This is a genomic window from Brevibacterium picturae, assembly GCF_030453725.1.
GTDB classification, from domain to species: domain Bacteria; phylum Actinomycetota; class Actinomycetes; order Actinomycetales; family Brevibacteriaceae; genus Brevibacterium; species Brevibacterium sandarakinum_A.
This window is the reverse complement of the sequence record NZ_JAKDJU010000005.1, coordinates 32,854-48,194: the sequence shown is the minus strand read 5'-3', so window position 1 is coordinate 48,194 and position 15,341 is coordinate 32,854. Positions and strand designations below refer to the sequence as shown.

At 64.5% G+C, this 15,341-nt stretch carries 13 protein-coding genes; 9 read left to right on the top strand and 4 right to left on the bottom strand.

Features of this window, described 5'->3' with window-relative positions:
* The 3 genes from rraA to L0G76_RS01395 all read left to right on the top strand — a co-directional run.
* A partial coding sequence (gene rraA / locus L0G76_RS01405; RefSeq protein ID WP_304355642.1) for a ribonuclease E activity regulator RraA occupies window positions 1-407 on the top strand: 407 nt, incomplete at its 5' end.
* A gap of 187 nt (window positions 408-594) precedes the next feature.
* Window positions 595-1,656 carry a 2,3-butanediol dehydrogenase gene (locus tag L0G76_RS01400; RefSeq protein WP_304355641.1) on the top strand — a complete coding sequence of 354 codons (1,062 nt, stop codon included), beginning with the start codon at window positions 595-597 and terminating at the stop codon, window positions 1,654-1,656.
* A 122-nt stretch (window positions 1,657-1,778) separates the two neighbouring features.
* Window positions 1,779-2,120: a PH domain-containing protein gene (locus tag L0G76_RS01395; protein WP_304355640.1), complete on the top strand. Its 342-nt coding sequence runs from the start codon at window positions 1,779-1,781 to the stop codon at window positions 2,118-2,120.
* An 89-nt stretch (window positions 2,121-2,209) separates the two neighbouring features.
* Here the strand turns inward: L0G76_RS01395 and L0G76_RS01390 are convergent, their stop codons facing one another.
* The gene (locus L0G76_RS01390; RefSeq protein ID WP_009884770.1) at window positions 2,210-2,707 is read right to left on the bottom strand and encodes a hypothetical protein; all 498 of its coding nucleotides are present in this window, start codon (window positions 2,705-2,707) and stop codon (window positions 2,210-2,212) included.
* 114 nt (window positions 2,708-2,821) lie between these two features.
* On the opposite strand from L0G76_RS01390, the gene L0G76_RS01385 reads away from it, so the two are divergent.
* Complete coding sequence (locus L0G76_RS01385; protein ID WP_304355639.1) at window positions 2,822-3,052, top strand: hypothetical protein; 231 nt, start codon at window positions 2,822-2,824, stop codon at window positions 3,050-3,052.
* A 45-nt stretch (window positions 3,053-3,097) separates the two neighbouring features.
* Here the strand turns inward: L0G76_RS01385 and L0G76_RS01380 are convergent, their stop codons facing one another.
* Window positions 3,098-4,714 carry an acetolactate synthase large subunit gene (locus L0G76_RS01380; RefSeq protein WP_304355638.1) on the bottom strand — a complete coding sequence of 539 codons (1,617 nt, stop codon included), beginning with the start codon at window positions 4,712-4,714 and terminating at the stop codon, window positions 3,098-3,100.
* Between the two features lie 196 nt (window positions 4,715-4,910).
* Between L0G76_RS01380 and L0G76_RS01375 the strand changes: the two genes are divergently transcribed.
* Window positions 4,911-5,864 (top strand): VOC family protein, encoded by a 954-nt coding sequence (locus tag L0G76_RS01375; protein ID WP_304355637.1) that lies wholly within the window; start codon window positions 4,911-4,913, stop codon window positions 5,862-5,864.
* A gap of 182 nt (window positions 5,865-6,046) precedes the next feature.
* Here the strand turns inward: L0G76_RS01375 and L0G76_RS01370 are convergent, their stop codons facing one another.
* Complete coding sequence (locus L0G76_RS01370; protein WP_304355636.1) at window positions 6,047-8,257, bottom strand: heavy metal translocating P-type ATPase; 2,211 nt, start codon at window positions 8,255-8,257, stop codon at window positions 6,047-6,049.
* A gap of 460 nt (window positions 8,258-8,717) precedes the next feature.
* Between L0G76_RS01370 and L0G76_RS01365 the strand changes: the two genes are divergently transcribed.
* The 4 genes from L0G76_RS01365 to L0G76_RS01350 all read left to right on the top strand — a co-directional run bounded on the left by L0G76_RS01365 (window position 8,718) and on the right by L0G76_RS01350 (window position 13,515).
* Window positions 8,718-10,262, top strand: coding sequence for a GntP family permease (locus L0G76_RS01365; RefSeq protein ID WP_304355635.1), 1,545 nt, complete (start codon window positions 8,718-8,720; stop codon window positions 10,260-10,262).
* A complete protein-coding gene (locus L0G76_RS01360) occupies window positions 10,259-11,590 on the top strand; it encodes a four-carbon acid sugar kinase family protein (RefSeq protein WP_304355634.1) in 1,332 nt (443 codons plus the stop codon). The genes L0G76_RS01365 and L0G76_RS01360 overlap by 4 nt, the downstream gene beginning before the upstream one ends.
* A 64-nt stretch (window positions 11,591-11,654) precedes the next feature.
* Window positions 11,655-12,698, top strand: a complete 1,044-nt coding sequence (pdxA, locus tag L0G76_RS01355; protein ID WP_304355633.1) for a 4-hydroxythreonine-4-phosphate dehydrogenase PdxA — start codon at window positions 11,655-11,657, stop codon at window positions 12,696-12,698.
* A gap of 91 nt (window positions 12,699-12,789) precedes the next feature.
* Window positions 12,790-13,515: a DeoR/GlpR family DNA-binding transcription regulator gene (locus L0G76_RS01350; RefSeq protein WP_304355632.1), complete on the top strand. Its 726-nt coding sequence runs from the start codon at window positions 12,790-12,792 to the stop codon at window positions 13,513-13,515.
* Window positions 13,516-13,526: 11 nt separating this feature from the next.
* Here the strand turns inward: L0G76_RS01350 and L0G76_RS01345 are convergent, their stop codons facing one another.
* Window positions 13,527-15,050: a BCCT family transporter gene (locus tag L0G76_RS01345; RefSeq protein WP_304355631.1), complete on the bottom strand. Its 1,524-nt coding sequence runs from the start codon at window positions 15,048-15,050 to the stop codon at window positions 13,527-13,529.
* Between the last annotated feature and the right edge of the window lie 291 nt (window positions 15,051-15,341).

The following is a 15,341-nucleotide window of genomic DNA, read 5'->3' as shown; positions in this document are numbered from 1 at the left end:
TGAACTTCGGTGACTTCGGCGCCAAGGACTCGTTCTCCGGTCCGGCTCGAACCGTGCGCTGCTACCAGGACAATGCGCTGGCGAAGACGACTCTGTCCCAGCCCGGCGACGGGGCCGTGCTCATCATCGACGGCGGCGGTTCGATCGCGACCGCACTCATGGGTGACATGATCGCCGAACTCGCCGTGAGCAACGGCTGGGCAGGCGTCGTCATCAACGGAGCCGTCCGCGATCGAGTCGCGCTGTCGTCCATGGGCTTGGGAATCAAAGCCTTGGCCAGCAACCCGCGCAAGAGTTCCAAGACCGGTGACGGTGAGCTCGATGTGACTCTCGAAATCGGTGGGGCCACCATTCGCCCCGGCGCAATGGTGTTCGCCGATCCTGACGGAGTCGTCGTCGAGAAATAGCGAGGCGGGCATCCTGGACAAGCATCCTGCCAAGCGCGAGGATTCTCACGAAACGATAAGGCTGCGATGCAGTGAGGGTTGTCGCGAGGTAGAGTCTCGGCCAGGAGCCACGACCTTCGCGAGTCATCGATGATCTCCGCTGATGGTCAGACCGGCTCCGTTGTCGATGACGAAAGGGCCGACTCTTATGAAGGCAGCACGATTCTATGATCGCAATGACATCCGAATCGAAGACATTCCCGAGCCCGAGCTGAAGCCCGGAACTGTCGCAATCGACGTAGCGTGGTGCGGAATCTGCGGGACCGACCTTCACGAGTACCTCGAAGGCCCGATCTTCGTCCCACCAGAGGGACACCCGCATCCGATTTCGGGTGAATCCGCACCGGTGACTATGGGCCACGAATTCTCGGGAACCATCACCAGCCTCGGCGAGGGTGTCTCTGATCTTGAAGTGGGACAGAACGTCGTCGTCGAGCCCTACATCATCGGCGATGATGTCGATACGAGCATCGGGCAGAGTTATCAGCTCTCGCAGGACATGAACTTCATCGGGCTCGGTGGTGGTGGCGGTGGCCTATCCGAGAAGATCGTCGTTCAGCGGCGGTGGGTCCATCCGATCGGTGAGATCCCACTCGATCAGGCGGCGCTCATCGAACCGCTCTCCGTCGCCCACCATGCAGTCGTCCGCTCCGGCGCGAAGCCTGGTCAGGTCGCCGTCGTCGGCGGAGCCGGCCCCATCGGGCTGCTCACCGCTGCCGTACTCAAGGCGGAGGGCCTCACCGTCTTCATCTCCGAGCTGTCCGAGGCGAGGAAGAAGATGGCGCTCTCAACAGGAGTAGCCGACGAAGTCCTGGATCCACGAGAAGGCGACGTTGCCGAAACAGTCCGTGAACGCACAAGCGGCCAGGGCGCAGACGTCGGGTTCGAATGTTCATCAGTGCCGGTGGTACTCGACATGCTGCTCGACGCGGTTCGTCCGGGAGCAGTGATCGTCAACGTCTCCATCTGGGGCCACAAGCCTGAAGTCGATATGCCGAAGCTTGTGCTCAAGGAGATCGATCTGAGAGGAACCATCGGCTACTCGGGAGACCATCCCTCCACGATCGAACTCGTCCGCAGCGGCAAGATCGACCTCTCCCCCTTCATCACTGCGCGCATTGGGCTCGATGAGTTGGTTACGGGCGGCTTCGACGAGCTCATCAATAACAACGAGCAGCATGTGAAGATCATCGTCGATCCTCGAGCCTGATCTGCCAGACGATGTCCTGCTTGGGCTCCGCCTCAACCGGGACGGAGCGCAAGCGGATTCAACGCTCGACTACTTGCATAGTATGATTCGGTCATGGCTAACGAACTTCAGGCATTGGCAGCGTGGACTTTCACTCCGAGTGCCCCATTCCAGATGACCTCGGTCCGGTTCTGGTGGCAGGAGAGACTCCGGTCGCTGCATATAGAACGATCCGCGACTCGGCGATCTTCACGAACAAGCGGCTGATCATCCGTGACGCCCAAGGACTGAGCGGCAAGAAGATCGAAATGTACTCGATCCCGTACTCGTCGATCAACATGTGGTCGAGCGAGAACAGCGGAAAGCTCGACTTCAACGCCGAGCTGGAGCTGTGGACTCGAGCCGGGCATCTGAAGATCAAGATCGGCAAGGGCCTCGATGTTCGCAAGCTGGACAACCTCATCGCCCAGGCCGTCATCGGCTGATTCGACGCGGCCCTTGACGCAGCCGCCAGACCTCCGGTTGGACCCTTCACGAAGTGCCCGGTGTCGGGTCGAGTTTCACCGATTCGGCCTCAGCGATGCACCGAGTCGAAGTCTTGATCTGCCGACTTCCACACCGTGTCCGCTTCGACGACCGAGCCGTTGCTGGTCACCTCTTCGACTGTGTCGATGCTGTAGATGTATGACCAGGTGCCGGCGTCTGTGGTCCCGGTGACCATGAGCACCTCATAGTCGAAAGCTGCACTGCCGGCGGCCTGCACCGCGTCTGCAGTGGCCTTCTTATCGGTGTTCGGCTGCCCTTGTGAGGGGAACTCGACGTGCAGCCGGTCAACATCCGCTCCATGAGCGAAGTCCGGGTTGCTCTCGGACTCACGGTGCACATGAACTGCGTCGATGCTGTCGATGAGGAAGTCACCGAGCTCGTCGGTGCTGTTGAAGTCGCCGCCGGGAATTTCGGCGCTCTGACCAGGTTCGATGTCGGCTTCCTCGGCATCGCCGGGACTGCAGCCGCCGAGCGTGAGGACTGCTGCCACGACCAGGGCAGAGACAAGCTGGGGAACTGACTTCATGGGCTCCACCCTATCGATGTTGAAGCGGCCCTGTTGACAGAATCCATGGAGCTTTCACACCCTCCGGAGGTATAATACGGGCATCGAATCTGCGATGAAGCGGGGCGAATCACCATGACCGCAGAAGTGAAGAGATCACACAAGTTCATCGATCCGATGAGCCGTCTGGCCAGACGATTCACAAGTGTGAACATCGGCCAGGGACAGAAGGTCGGATACACCGAAGACAGCTCGGAAGGGCGACTGCAGTCCATTGCGACGCATGAAGGGATCAGGCTCTATCGCAATCCCGATGGTTCACACGAAGCCATCGATGAATCACAAGCAGGAGACATGTTCGGCTGACGGGCACGGTCCCAGACCTCGAACTCCACCGTACTCGCGGTCGGATCAGACGAGCACCTCGATGAGTCGCGGTCCGGAGTCAGCCATGCCTGCACTGAAATCACGATCGAGCTCTTCGATCGTCTCGACCCTTGTTGCCGGCACGCCCATGCCCTGTGACAGCGACACCCAATCGATGGCGGGGTTGCCGATATCAAGAAGGGATTCGGCCTTCGGCCCGAAGTCGGGGACGCCGACATTGGACATCTCGTTGCGCAGAATCTGATATTTCCGGTTGGCGAAGATGAGGACAACGATGTCGAGCTGCTCGCGGGCGTAGGTCCACAGCGACTGCGGGTTGTACATTCCCGAACCGTCGGATTCTAAGACGATGACCTTCCGCTCGGGACTCGAGATCGCAGCCCCGGCACCGACGGGGAGTGCCCAGCCGATGGATCCGCCGGTGCCGCCGAGGTAGTCGTGGGGTTGCGACCCAGTCGTCTGGGCGTAGAAGTCCCGGCCGGTGGTGATGGATTCATCGAGCACGATCGCGTTTTCGGGGATGGCTCCGGAGAGCCAAGCGGCCAGTTTCGCCGCAGTGATGGTGCCACTCGGGACGGGTGCGAGTGCCAGCTCTGCCCTCAGGGACGGTTGGGCAGGTGGACTGCCGGCCGCCTCGGCGACTGAACTGCTGTTCCTTCTTGATCCGACCGTCTCACTGAGGGCCTCGAGCGCCTGTTGTGAGTCGGCGCCGATGGGGCTGAGCGTGAAGAACGTGGTGCCCGGTGCGGTGAGTACGCTCGGCTTGTCTGGGTAGGCGAAGAAGGCGACGGGCGGTTTTGCGTCGACGAAGATGAGGGCGTCGAAGTTCTTCAGCAGCTCGACAGACGGTTCGACCGGGTACGGGATCTTCGTCACCGTGGGGCGGCCGGCACCGCGTTCGGTCCGTGCGGCGAAGGTCTCGGCGAGCAGTGTTGCACCGGTCGCCTCGGCTATTCGGGCTGCTGCATCGAGTTGTGCTGTACGCAGGGCACGTCCGCCGAGGAGGATGGCAGTCCGCGGACCGGCCTCCCGCAGGCGTGCGGCTGCGGCGTCGACCTCGGCCGGGTTGATCGAGGTCGGGGTGGGTGCGCCTGCGTTCGGCGGCTGTGTGTACCCATCGGCGGTGTTCCACGCGGTGTCGGCGGGGAGGATGAGCGAACTGATCCGTCCCGGGAGGCTGTAGCCGATGGCGTCGGCGGCGTCCTTGGCGATCACGTTCGCCGATGGTGAGGTGCGCACCCAGTTGCTGAACGGCCGCAGCGCGCCTTCGATGTCAGAGGTCAGCGGTGCGTCGAGGCTGCGGTGGTAGCCGGCATGGTCGCCGATGATGTTGACCATCGAGGTCCGGGCTCGCAGCGCATTGTGCAGGCTGGAGAGACCATTGGCAGCACCGGGACCCAGGTGCAGCAGCGTGGCAGCCGGTTTGTCGAGCATTCGGGAGTAGCCGTCGGCGGCTCCGGTGACGACTCCTTCGAAGAGGCCGAGGACTCCGCGCACGTGGGGCTGTCGGTCGAGGGCTGCGACGAAGTGCATCTCCGAGGTGCCGGGGTTGGCGAAGCAGACCTCGATCCCGTTGTGCCCCAGCGTCTCCAGCAGGCTCTCCGCACCATTCATGCCTTCATCTCCTTCGAAGTCGGTCATGGAGGTATCCCCCATGATCAGCAGTTGCCTCTGTCGTATCACATCAAGAAGTTCTGGTGCTGGAGTGTCTGAATCGGATCTCCTGAAGCACGGCATGGGAATGATCGCCTTGCCTTGTCGGTTGTCTGTGCGTACAGTGGTAGTTGAAGGTTCAACTATCAGCACCATTCGGGCCACTCTTCGTTAGGACGATGACATGAGCACCACCGACAGCGCCTCCTCTCCCACCCAGCAGCGTTCCGCTGTCAATGACACGACCCTCAACGTCGATACCGGCATGGATGCTGTCACCCTGCGAGTCGGCGACCTCGAGAACATGTCAACGTACTACGCGAACGCCCTGGCCATGGAGCCCATCGAAGAGGTCTCGCGCGGCAACGAGGTCCATCGCGTGCTCGGCCGCGGCACCACCCCGATGGTCAAGCTCGTCTCGACCCCGGACCTGCCCGGAGTCGATCCCCGCCAGGCCGGACTGTTCCACACCGCCTTCCTGTACGAGGATCAGGCCTCGCTGGCGGCGACTGTCGCCCATGCCGCGCAGAACACGAACTCACGCTTCGTCGGTTCGAGCGACCACCTCGTCAGCGAAGCCTTCTACTTCACCGACCCCGAGGGCAACGGCATCGAGCTCTACGTCGACCGGGACCGCTCGCAGTGGCTGCACACCACGGACGGCGAGGTGCGCATGGACACGATCTACCTCGACCCCAACGCCTTCCTGGCCGAGCACCTCGACGATCAGATCATTGCCAACACCGCGGCGCAGCCCGGCAAGGTCGGGCACGTCCACCTGCAGGTCGGCGATGTGCCTACGGCACGCTCCTTCTACGTCGACGCACTCGGCTTCGAACCGACCTTCGCCTCGATGCCCGGCGTGCTCTTCGCCTCGGCCGGCGGCTACCACCACCACGTTGCGATGAACACCTGGAACAGCCAGGGTGCAGGACCACGCGCAGCCAGCCTCGGCCTCGGCGACGTTGCGATCACCGTCCCCGGACGCGAAGATCTCGATGCCCTCGTGGCCCGTCTGAGCGCACGCAGCATGCAGTTCGCCGACGACGGCCGTTCGGTGCGTCTCTCCGACCCCTGGGGCACCCAGGTCACCGTGGCCGCCGGCATCAGCTCCGTCGACGACGCGCTGGCGCGGTAAGGCAGCATCCTGACCCAGCGTCAGCCTTAAGAGTCCGCGTGCATGATTTCGCGGGAGCAGAACGTCGTTCGCCGAGTGAATTATCGACATTCTCTTCCCGCGAATTCCGGCGAAGGGCCGCAGAGCCGCACGGCCAGTAAGAGTTGTCGCTGGTTGATGCTGACTGGGCGCGGGTTCGCCGCTCAGGCCGCGGCCGAGACCTCCGGCCGCAGGTTCAAACGGCGCAGCAGCTGCGCGTTGAGGGCGACCACAATCGTTGAGATCGACATCAGGATCGCGCCCACACTCATCGGCAGGACGAACCCGATGGGTGCCAAGACCCCCGCGGCCAGCGGGACCGAGATGAGGTTGTAGCCGGCGGCCCACCACAGGTTCTGCTTCATCTTCCTGAATGTGGCTCGTGAGAGCTCGATGACCGAGAGCACGGACCGCGGATCATCGGATGCCAGGATCACACCGGCCGATCCGATGGCCACGTCAGTGCCGGCACCGATCGCGATTCCGACGTCGGCTGCCGCCAAGGCAGGTGCATCGTTGACGCCGTCGCCGACCATGGCCACCTTGCGGCCCTCACCCTGCAGCTCGGCCACCTTCGCCGCCTTGTCGGCGGGGTGGACCCCGGCGAAGACTCGGTCGATGCCGAGCTCGGAGGCCACGGTTTGAGCCACCGCCTCGGCGTCACCAGTGATCATGACGACTTGTGCCCCGCGCGTGTGCAGAGCGTCGACGGCCTCGCGAGACTCGGCTCTGATCTCATCGGCCAACTTCAGCGCCCCGATGACGTCGCCGTCGGAGAGGACGTGGAGGATGATGGCGCCTTCCCCACTCCACTGCTCCGCGATCGGGGCCTCGCTGACTCCGTGCTCACTGAGCAGATACGGCCCGCCCACGGCCACCTCGGCGCCGTTGACCTCGGCTGTGACGCCGACTGCCGGCGAGGACGAGAAGTTCCTCGCCGTGGGGACATCGAGACCACGCTCCTCGGCAGCCCTCACGATCGCGCGAGCCAGCGGATGCTCACTGTCCGTCTCGGCGGCTGCGGCGAGCGCGAGGATATCGTCTTCCTTGTTGCCCGCCTCGCTGTTTGTGTCGACCGTTTCGACGGCGGAGACGGTCGGTTCACCCATGGTCAGTGTGCCGGTCTTGTCGAAGAGCACCGTATCGACAGTGCGCATGGTCTCGAGCGCCAGCCGGTCCTTGATGAGGACACCGCCGCGGGCCGCGCGTTCGGTCGCAATGGACACGACCAGCGGGATGGCCAGGCCCAGGGCGTGCGGGCAGGCGATGACGAGGACGGTGATAGTGCGAACGACGGCCGAGTCCGGCAGACCCACCAGGGACCACACGAGCGCGGTGATGACGGCCGAGCCGAGGGCGAACCAGAACAGCCAGGCCGAAGCCTTATCGGCGATCCTCTGGGCGCGTGAGGTCGAGTTCTGCGCCTCGGCGACGAGTTTCTGGATGCCTGCCAGAGCGGTGTCGTCGCCGGTGGCAGTGATTTCGAGGCGCAGCCCGGAGTCGGTGGCAACGGTGCCGGCCACGACGGTGTCGCCGGTCGAGCGGCGAACGGTGGTCGATTCTCCCGTGACCATGGATTCGTCCATGCTGGCCGAACCGTCGATGACCCGACCATCGGCGGGGACGGCTGCGCCGGGGCGGACGACGACGGTGTCGCCGAGTTCGAGCTCGGCCGGGTCGACCATCTTGGTCTCGCCGTCGACGATCGCCTCCGCCTCGTCGGGCAGCAGTGCCGCCAGGCTGTCCAGCGCCGAGGAGGTCTGTGCCAGAGAGCGCATCTCGAGCCAGTGCCCGGCGAGCATGATGACCACGAGGAGTGCCAGCTCCCACCAGAAGTCGAGTTCGGCGTCGAGGACGCCGAGTGAGGATCCCCAGGAGGAGAGGAAGGCGACGGTGATGGCCAGGGCGATGAGGAGCATCATGCCCGGATTGCGGTCCTTCAACTCGCTCAGACCGCCGGTCAGGAACGGCTTGCCGCCCCAGAAGTACATGATGGTGCCGAGTATCGGCGAGAGCCACCGCAGCCAGCCGAGAATGCCGGTCTCGGGAACTTCGTAGCCGACGAGGTGGCCGAACATCGGGCTGAAGGCGATGACCGGGATCGCGAAGATGAGCATGACCCAGAAGAGGCGGCGAAATTGAGCGACGTGGTCGCCGTGGCCCGAATGACCCGCGTGGTCGCCGTGGCCCGAATGACCCGCGTGGTCGTCGTGGCCGGAGTGGTCTCCGTGGCCCGAGTGTGCGGCGTGGTCATCATGCCCCGGGTGCACGTTGCGCAGTTCACGGTCAGCGTGACTGCGATGAGCATCGTGGTTCATATGCTCGTCGACGTCGGAGTAACCGGTGTGATTCTCATGCTCGTGCTGTGCTCCCATACCGTCACCGTATACCCCTTGAGGGCATATAACAACGGGCTTCGACCCGGCCCCGTCACGGAGAACCGGAGGGCATTGCGACAGTCGGATGTACAGCGACCTCTGCAATTGCGGGCGGCCACGGCCAACGGTCGGTCAACGGTGGTCGAAGAAGGAGCTTGGGGCGACCACCGGTTACCGACCGTTGGCGGATCGATGAGCCGCGAATGTCGATTCACCGGCGGGGCCCATCAGCCACTCCGGGCCAACGAGCCGCCTCACCTCGCGAGCTGTACACGAGCCGCCTCATCTCGCGAGCTGTACATTGCATAGTTACGCAATTATGGGCAATACTTGCTCATGCTGTTCAACTTCGTATGCGGCGCACAGACAGTCGCATGTCTTCAAACCGGCTCACCGCGAGTCGGACCGGATCAACCCCCGGCTCGCTGACTGAGTCGGCCTCACTGCGGAGGATCTTATGGATCTGCAACTCATTCTGGCGCTCATCGCCGGGATCGCGACGATCGTCGTCATCGTCCTGGCGACCCGCCTCGACGCCTTCATCGCACTTCTGGCGGCATCGGTCGTCACCGGCATCGTCGCCGGCCAGGACCTGCTCTCGATCGTCGACGCCATCACCACCGGCTTCGGCAACACGCTTGCCAGCATCGGCATCGTCATCGGCCTGGGTGTGGGGATCGGCAAGATCCTCGAAGTCTCCGGCGCAGCGGACTCACTGGCCCGTGCCTTCCTGCGTGCCTTCGGCGACGGGCGCGAGGCCTGGGCCATGGGCACCGTCGGCTCTCTCGTGTCCATCCCGGTCTTCTGCGACTCCGGCTACGTGATCATGAACCCGCTGGCCCGCTCGATCGCCCGCGTCAAGCGCGGTGGCTATGTCACCCTCGCACTGGCGCTGGGCTGCGGCATGACGCTGACCCACCACATGGTGCCGCCGACACCGGGGCCACTGGCTGCCACGGGCATCCTCGGCGCCGACATCGGCTCGGTCATCCTCACCGGTGTCATCTTCACGGTCCTTCTCCTGCCGGTCGTCGTCATCTACGCCCGTTGGATCGGCCCGAAGCTCGAACCCGTCCTCAACGCTGCCGTCAAGCACGACGTGTACGGCTCGGTCACGGCCGCCTCGGCGGGAGGACATGCCGTCGAGGGCGGAGGCGACCGAACTGAACACGGCAACGTTGCCACAATGACCGGTGAAGATGCGGATGCCGCAACCACTGCAAGCAAATCAGACGACTCGACGAACACAGCCACCTCCGCCGCAGGCGGCAGCACCGAAGCCGGCAACAACGAAACCGGTGCGACGAAGAATCCGGGAGCCTTCCTCGGCTTCCTCCCGCTCATCGTTCCGCTGCTGCTCATTGTCGGGAACACCGTGTCGACGGCGATCGACAAGAGCGCTCAGGGCGAACTCTCAGGCGATACCTACGAGCCCTCGGCCTGGGTCGCTCCGCTGGCGTTCCTCGGCAACCCCGTCATCGCACTCATGATCGGCCTCATCCTCGCCGTCTACACCCTGCTGCCCCGCATGACCCCACGCAACAAGGTGCAGAACTGGCTGGCCGACGGCGCAGCCTCCGCGGGACTCATCCTCCTCATCACCGGTGCCGGTGGCGCCTTCGGCATGGTGCTGACCGAATCGGGAGTCGGCGACGCCCTGGCCGAGGCGATCGCTTCGATCAGCCTGCCCGCGTTCCTCGTCCCCTTCGTCATCGCTTCCCTCGTGCGCATCGCGCAGGGATCGGGCACGGTCGCAATGATCACCGCCGCTTCGGTCACCGCCCCACTCATCACCCCACTGGGTCTGAGCCCGCTGGTAGCCGTGATGGCCTGCACCGCCGGATCGATGGTCTTCTCCTACTTCAACGACTCGTACTTCTGGGTCGTCACCCGCTTCACCGGCCTCGACGGCATGAATGCCATCAAGGGCTGGTCGGGCATCACCACTGCCGTGTGGGCAGGTTCCATTCCGCTGCTGTTCGTGCTCGACTTGATCGTATGAGCCAGGACAGCCCACGGATCCTCATCGTCGCCGACGACCTCACCGGCGGCAACGCCTGCGGAGCCCTCTTCGCCGAGGCGGGGCTGCGGACCATCACCGTGACCGGAACGAGCCAGTCCGCGAAGGTCAACCTCGATGACCTCCTCGACGACCACGACGCCGTCGTACTCAACGCCGACTCCCGGCACCTGCCGCCGGAGAAGGCCGCTGAGCTCACCGAATCGCTCATCGGCATCACCAGCGACATCGATCTCGTTGCCTGCCGCATCGACACGACCCTGCGAGGCAATGTCGGACCCACCGCCGAGGCTGCTCTGCGTGCCCGCCGGAACCTGACCTCCAGTACGGGGCCGGGTCGAGTGATGGGACTGTGCATTCCCGCTTTCCCCGCCTCGGGACGGGTCACCGTCGGCGGTCGACAGCTGCTCAACGGCCGGCTGCTCGAAGACACCGAGCTGCGCAATGACGTCCGCTCCCCCATGCGAACCTCCGTGGTCGCCGACATCGTGCAGGAGAACACCGATCTGCAGTGCCACACCGTCGAACTCTCGACAGTGCTTGCCGGCCACGATGCGATCCGCTCCGACGTCATCGCTGCGGTCGCTGCAGGCGCGGATGTCATCGTCGCCGATGCGCTCAACAACGAGCACATCGACCTCGTCGCCCGGGCGGTCGTCGACAACGGCCGGGAGGAGACGATCGACTGGGTGTGCATCGACCCGGGGCCGGGCAGCCTCGCACTGGCCCGGGCGCTCCTGCCGCCTCGAAAGACCGAAGCGATCTTCGGGGTCTCCGGATCGGCGACCGAGATCACTCGCACCCAGCTGGCGAAACTCGACGAGGACCCCACGATCACTGTGGTGCGGGCGGCACTCGATGCCGACGATCTGCCCGATGTGCGGGCCACACTCGAGCGGGTCCGCACCGCCGCCTCGGCGCGGGCTGGCGAGTCACAGGCCGATGCGGTGAGAGCCGTCATCGTCGCCACCGTCGTCGATGCCGCCGATCTGCTCGAGCTCACCGACGAACAGTCCGAGTCCATCCCCCGCAGGCTCGCCCAGATCACCGCCGAGGTGATGGCCTCGACCGCTGTCACAGGCCTCTACACCACCGGCGGGGACGTCACCGCTGCGGTGCTGGCAGAACTGGGAGCACTCGGCATGGAGATCGACCGTGAGATCGTTCCCCTGGCCGTGGGCGGACGCATCGTCGGCGGGACCGCCTCCGGACTGCCGATCGTGACGAAGGGCGGACTCATCGGCGACGCCGGCACCGGAGTCCTCTGCCTCGACCATCTCATCCAGGCCGCCGGAAAGAAGAGCGCATGAGGTCTCGAATCTCTGCACACACACGCATCACTCGATCCGAGAACCCATCATTGAGGAGAACGACATGACCGCACCCGTACTTGCCATGACCGTGGGCGACCCGGTGGGCATCGGCCCCGAGATCACCGCCTCGGTGCTCGCCGAATTCTCCGGCCGGAACGACCAGCACGGTGTCGCCGTGGCCGATCTGGCCGTGATGAGGCGGGCCGTGGAGGTCCTCGGCCTCGATGTCGAACTGCGAGCGATCACCGACTGGTCGGTCCCTTCGGCCGGCCAGGGCGTCATCGACGTCTTCGACATCGGCGTACTCGGAGACGACCTGCCCAAGTGGGGCGTTGTCGACGCTCGCGCAGGTCAAGCTGCCGTGACCGCCATCGAGGTGGCCACGAAGGCAGCGATGAATCGTGAGATCGCCGGCATCGTCACCGGCCCCATCAACAAGGAGGCCGTGTGGAAATCCGGCTCCAAACATCTGGGCCACACGGAGATGCTCGGCGAACTCACCGGCGTGACCAAGCAGGACACGATGTTCGTCGTCGAGAGCACGAAAGTGCCTGAGCACAAGCTTCAGGTCTTCTTCGCCACCCGCCACATGTCGCTGCGCAAGGCCATCGACGCCCTCACCGTCGACACCCAGGTCGACTCGATCGAACGTGCCCACCGTGCCCTGCAGCTCTACGGTGTCGCCTCACCGAGGTTGGCCGTCGCCGCGCTCAACCCGCACGGCGGCGAGAACGGGGCCTTCGGAGACGAGGAGATCGAGATCCTGCGCCCCGCTGTCGATCGCGTCATCGACTCGGGGCTCGAGGTGACCGGTCCGATCCCAGCGGACTCGGTCTTCCACCAGGGTCTGACTGGTCGATACGACGGGATCCTCTCCCAGTACCACGACCAGGGGCACATCGCCTCGAAGACCTTCGACTTCGACGGCACGATCTCGGTGACCGTCGGGCTGCCGATCCTGCGGACCTCAGTCGACCACGGCACGGCCTTCGACATCGCAGGTCAGGGCATCGCCGATGCGGGGACGATGCGCTCGGCCTACACCGCGGCGATCGGCTACGCTCCGTTCGTCGACGGCATCCGCGCGGAGTACCTGCCGAAGTAGGATTCTGTCAGCCGACCAACCGACAACCCGAGCAGGCGGCCAATCGACCTGTCGGTCCCAGCATGGGCTCAGCAGAGAAACGGAGCGACACATGGCGATTCGCACGGGCACGCAGAAGCGCCGTGCCGACATCCAGGCGCTGCTGACGACCGGGTCGTGGACCATCGCGCGTCTGGCCTCGGAGCTGGAGACCTCGGAGTCGACGATCCGACGGGATCTGCGTGAGATGTCGGAGACCGGTGAGATCATCCGCACCATCGGTGGTGCCACGGCGAGCGGCTACGTCGAACCGCCGCTGGGACAGCGGATGGAAGCCAACGCCGAGGCCAAGGATGAGATCGCCGCGGCCGCGATGGACTACCTCGGCGATCAGAGTGTGCGCACGGTCTTCCTCGACGCAGGTTCCACCGCCGTCCGGGTCGCCCAACGCATCCGTGAGCGCGGCGACCTCACCGTCTACACACGCGGGCTCGAGGTCGCTCTGGCCCTCGCCCACCCGGCAGGACCCGAAGTGGTCATGGTCGGGGGCCGGGTCTCGGCCAAGTCACACGGGACAACAGGGGCCTTGAGCGATCATGCCCTGAGCCGCATCCACGTCGACCTGGCGCTGCTGGGTGCCGACGCGGTGGATGCGGAGAGAGGCTTGGGCGAGCCCACCTTGGACGAGGCTCGCACCAAGGAGCTCATCTCCGAACGCGCTCGGACAGTGGTGGTCCTCGCCGACAGCTCCAAGACCGGCCGCGAGGTCGCCGCCTGGGCCCCGCTGCCTGAAGGCTGGATCTGGCTCGACGAGCACGGAGCACAGCCTCAGAGCTGAGGCCCACTGCCTCAGGCCACCTTCTGCTCCTTCGCCATCTGCCTCACGTAGATCGGAGCAGCGAACAGCGACGGAAGCATGACGAAGGCCACCGGCACAGCGGTGATGACGATCGCCGACTGCAGTGCGTCGACACCGCCATCGCCCAAGCTGATGAGCACGGCAGCCGTGACACCGATGAGCACCGCCCAGATCGCCCGCAGCTTCGGTGAGGGTACTCCGCTTGTCATGCACGACTGCGACATCGCAAACGACATCGAGTCCGTGGTCGTGGCCACGAAGGTCATCGTCAGAATGAGGAAACCGATGCCGATGACCGTCGACAACGGCAGATTGTCGCTGATGGCCATGACCGCGGCCGGCAGTCCCCCATCCATCAGCGGGCCGGAGATGGATCCGGCCGACTGCCGTTCGAGGTAGATGCCTGTGCCGCCGAGCACGGTGAACCACATGGTCGTGGCAATGGGAGGGAGGATCGTGGTGCTGATGAGCAGGTCCCTCACGGTGCGCCCCTTCGAGATGCGGGCGATGAAGATCGCCATCAGCGGTGCATAGCCGAGGAACCACCCGAAGAAGAACACCGTCCAGCCCGAGAGCCATTCCGTGTCGCCGCGATAGAGCGTCATGCTGAAGAAGTCAGTCATATACAGACCGAAGCCGCTGAAGTAGCTCTTGGCGACGAACCAGGCTGAGCCGAGCACGAGGACCGCAGCCATGAGCGCAAGTGCCATCCAGACATTGGCGCTGCTGAGGAATCGGACCCCGCGACTGACGCCGGAGAAGACACTGACGCCGGCGACTGCGGTGAGCACGGCGATCACGAGCAGCTGAACCGGATAGGTGTCGGGGATGCCGAACAGAGAATTCAGCCCGTAGGTGACCTGCATTCCTAAGAATCCGACAGGGCCGATCGTGCCTGCGGCCACCGAGATGACGCACACCACGTCGACGACGGCGGCAAGCGGACCGGTTGCGGCGCGCTTGCCCAGCACCGGGTAGAGGAGACTGCGTGGACGCAGGGGCATGCCCTTCTCTGCGGCACGCATCATGACGATGGCACCCAGTGATCCCAGAATCGCCCAGGCGAGGAAGCCCCAGTCGATGAAACTAGTGGCCAGAGCGGCGGCCACAGCGTCGAACCCGCTGTGGCCGTCATTGGTGAAGTACGGCGGCGCTGTGGCGTAGTGATACATCGGTTCGGCCGCTGCCCAGAACACTCCCCCGGCCGCCAGCAGCGTCGTCATGATCATCGCGATCCAGCTGAAGCGGCCGAAATCCGGACGTTCCTGGTTGCCCAATCGTGCCTTGGCCCATGGGGTGAAGATGAGGACGAGAGCGATGAGGAACGTCGCCAGCAGGAGGATCTGCCAATACATGCCGAAGATGTTCGCGCATATGGAGAAGGCGGTGCCGACCCACGACGACACCGTGTCCGGAATGATGAGCGCCACAACGACGAACGCGGCGAGGATCCCGACGCTGGCCCCTGCCACGGGGAAATCGATGCGGCTGCGCGGACTCGTTTCGGTGCTCATATCGGAGGCTTGATCTGCCGTCGTCGGTGGTGAGTCCTGCCGCGTTGATCGGGGTTGCTCGGTTGTCTCGTCCATGTGTCTGCTGCCTTTCGGGCTCCACTGCATCCCTTGCCCGAGGTGGGGCCGCATGCTGCCATCGATCGTTGTGTCAGAATTCGCAGCGGTCCAGTCTAGGGCCTGAGAATCCCGGGCGGGGCCTGTCAGGCGCTCCAGACGCCGTGATATCGCTCTCGCCCGGGGCATCCGCCGGAAGTCTGTCGGCAGCTGAGGCATTGACGGACACGGGTGATT

Coding starts and splice junctions, on each gene's coding strand:
- L0G76_RS01400 (WP_304355641.1), top strand. CDS start 595: ATGAAGGCAGCACGATTCTATGATCGCAATGACATCCGAATCGAAGAC.
- L0G76_RS01390 (WP_009884770.1), bottom strand. CDS start 2,707: ATGAAGTCAGTTCCCCAGCTTGTCTCTGCCCTGGTCGTGGCAGCAGTC.
- L0G76_RS01385 (WP_304355639.1), top strand. CDS start 2,822: ATGACCGCAGAAGTGAAGAGATCACACAAGTTCATCGATCCGATGAGC.
- L0G76_RS01380 (WP_304355638.1), bottom strand. CDS start 4,714: ATGACCGACTTCGAAGGAGATGAAGGCATGAATGGTGCGGAGAGCCTG.
- L0G76_RS01375 (WP_304355637.1), top strand. CDS start 4,911: ATGAGCACCACCGACAGCGCCTCCTCTCCCACCCAGCAGCGTTCCGCT.
- L0G76_RS01370 (WP_304355636.1), bottom strand. CDS start 8,257: ATGGGAGCACAGCACGAGCATGAGAATCACACCGGTTACTCCGACGTC.
- L0G76_RS01365 (WP_304355635.1), top strand. CDS start 8,718: ATGGATCTGCAACTCATTCTGGCGCTCATCGCCGGGATCGCGACGATC.
- L0G76_RS01360 (WP_304355634.1), top strand. CDS start 10,259: ATGAGCCAGGACAGCCCACGGATCCTCATCGTCGCCGACGACCTCACC.
- pdxA (WP_304355633.1), top strand. CDS start 11,655: ATGACCGCACCCGTACTTGCCATGACCGTGGGCGACCCGGTGGGCATC.
- L0G76_RS01350 (WP_304355632.1), top strand. CDS start 12,790: ATGGCGATTCGCACGGGCACGCAGAAGCGCCGTGCCGACATCCAGGCG.
- L0G76_RS01345 (WP_304355631.1), bottom strand. CDS start 15,050: ATGAGCACCGAAACGAGTCCGCGCAGCCGCATCGATTTCCCCGTGGCA.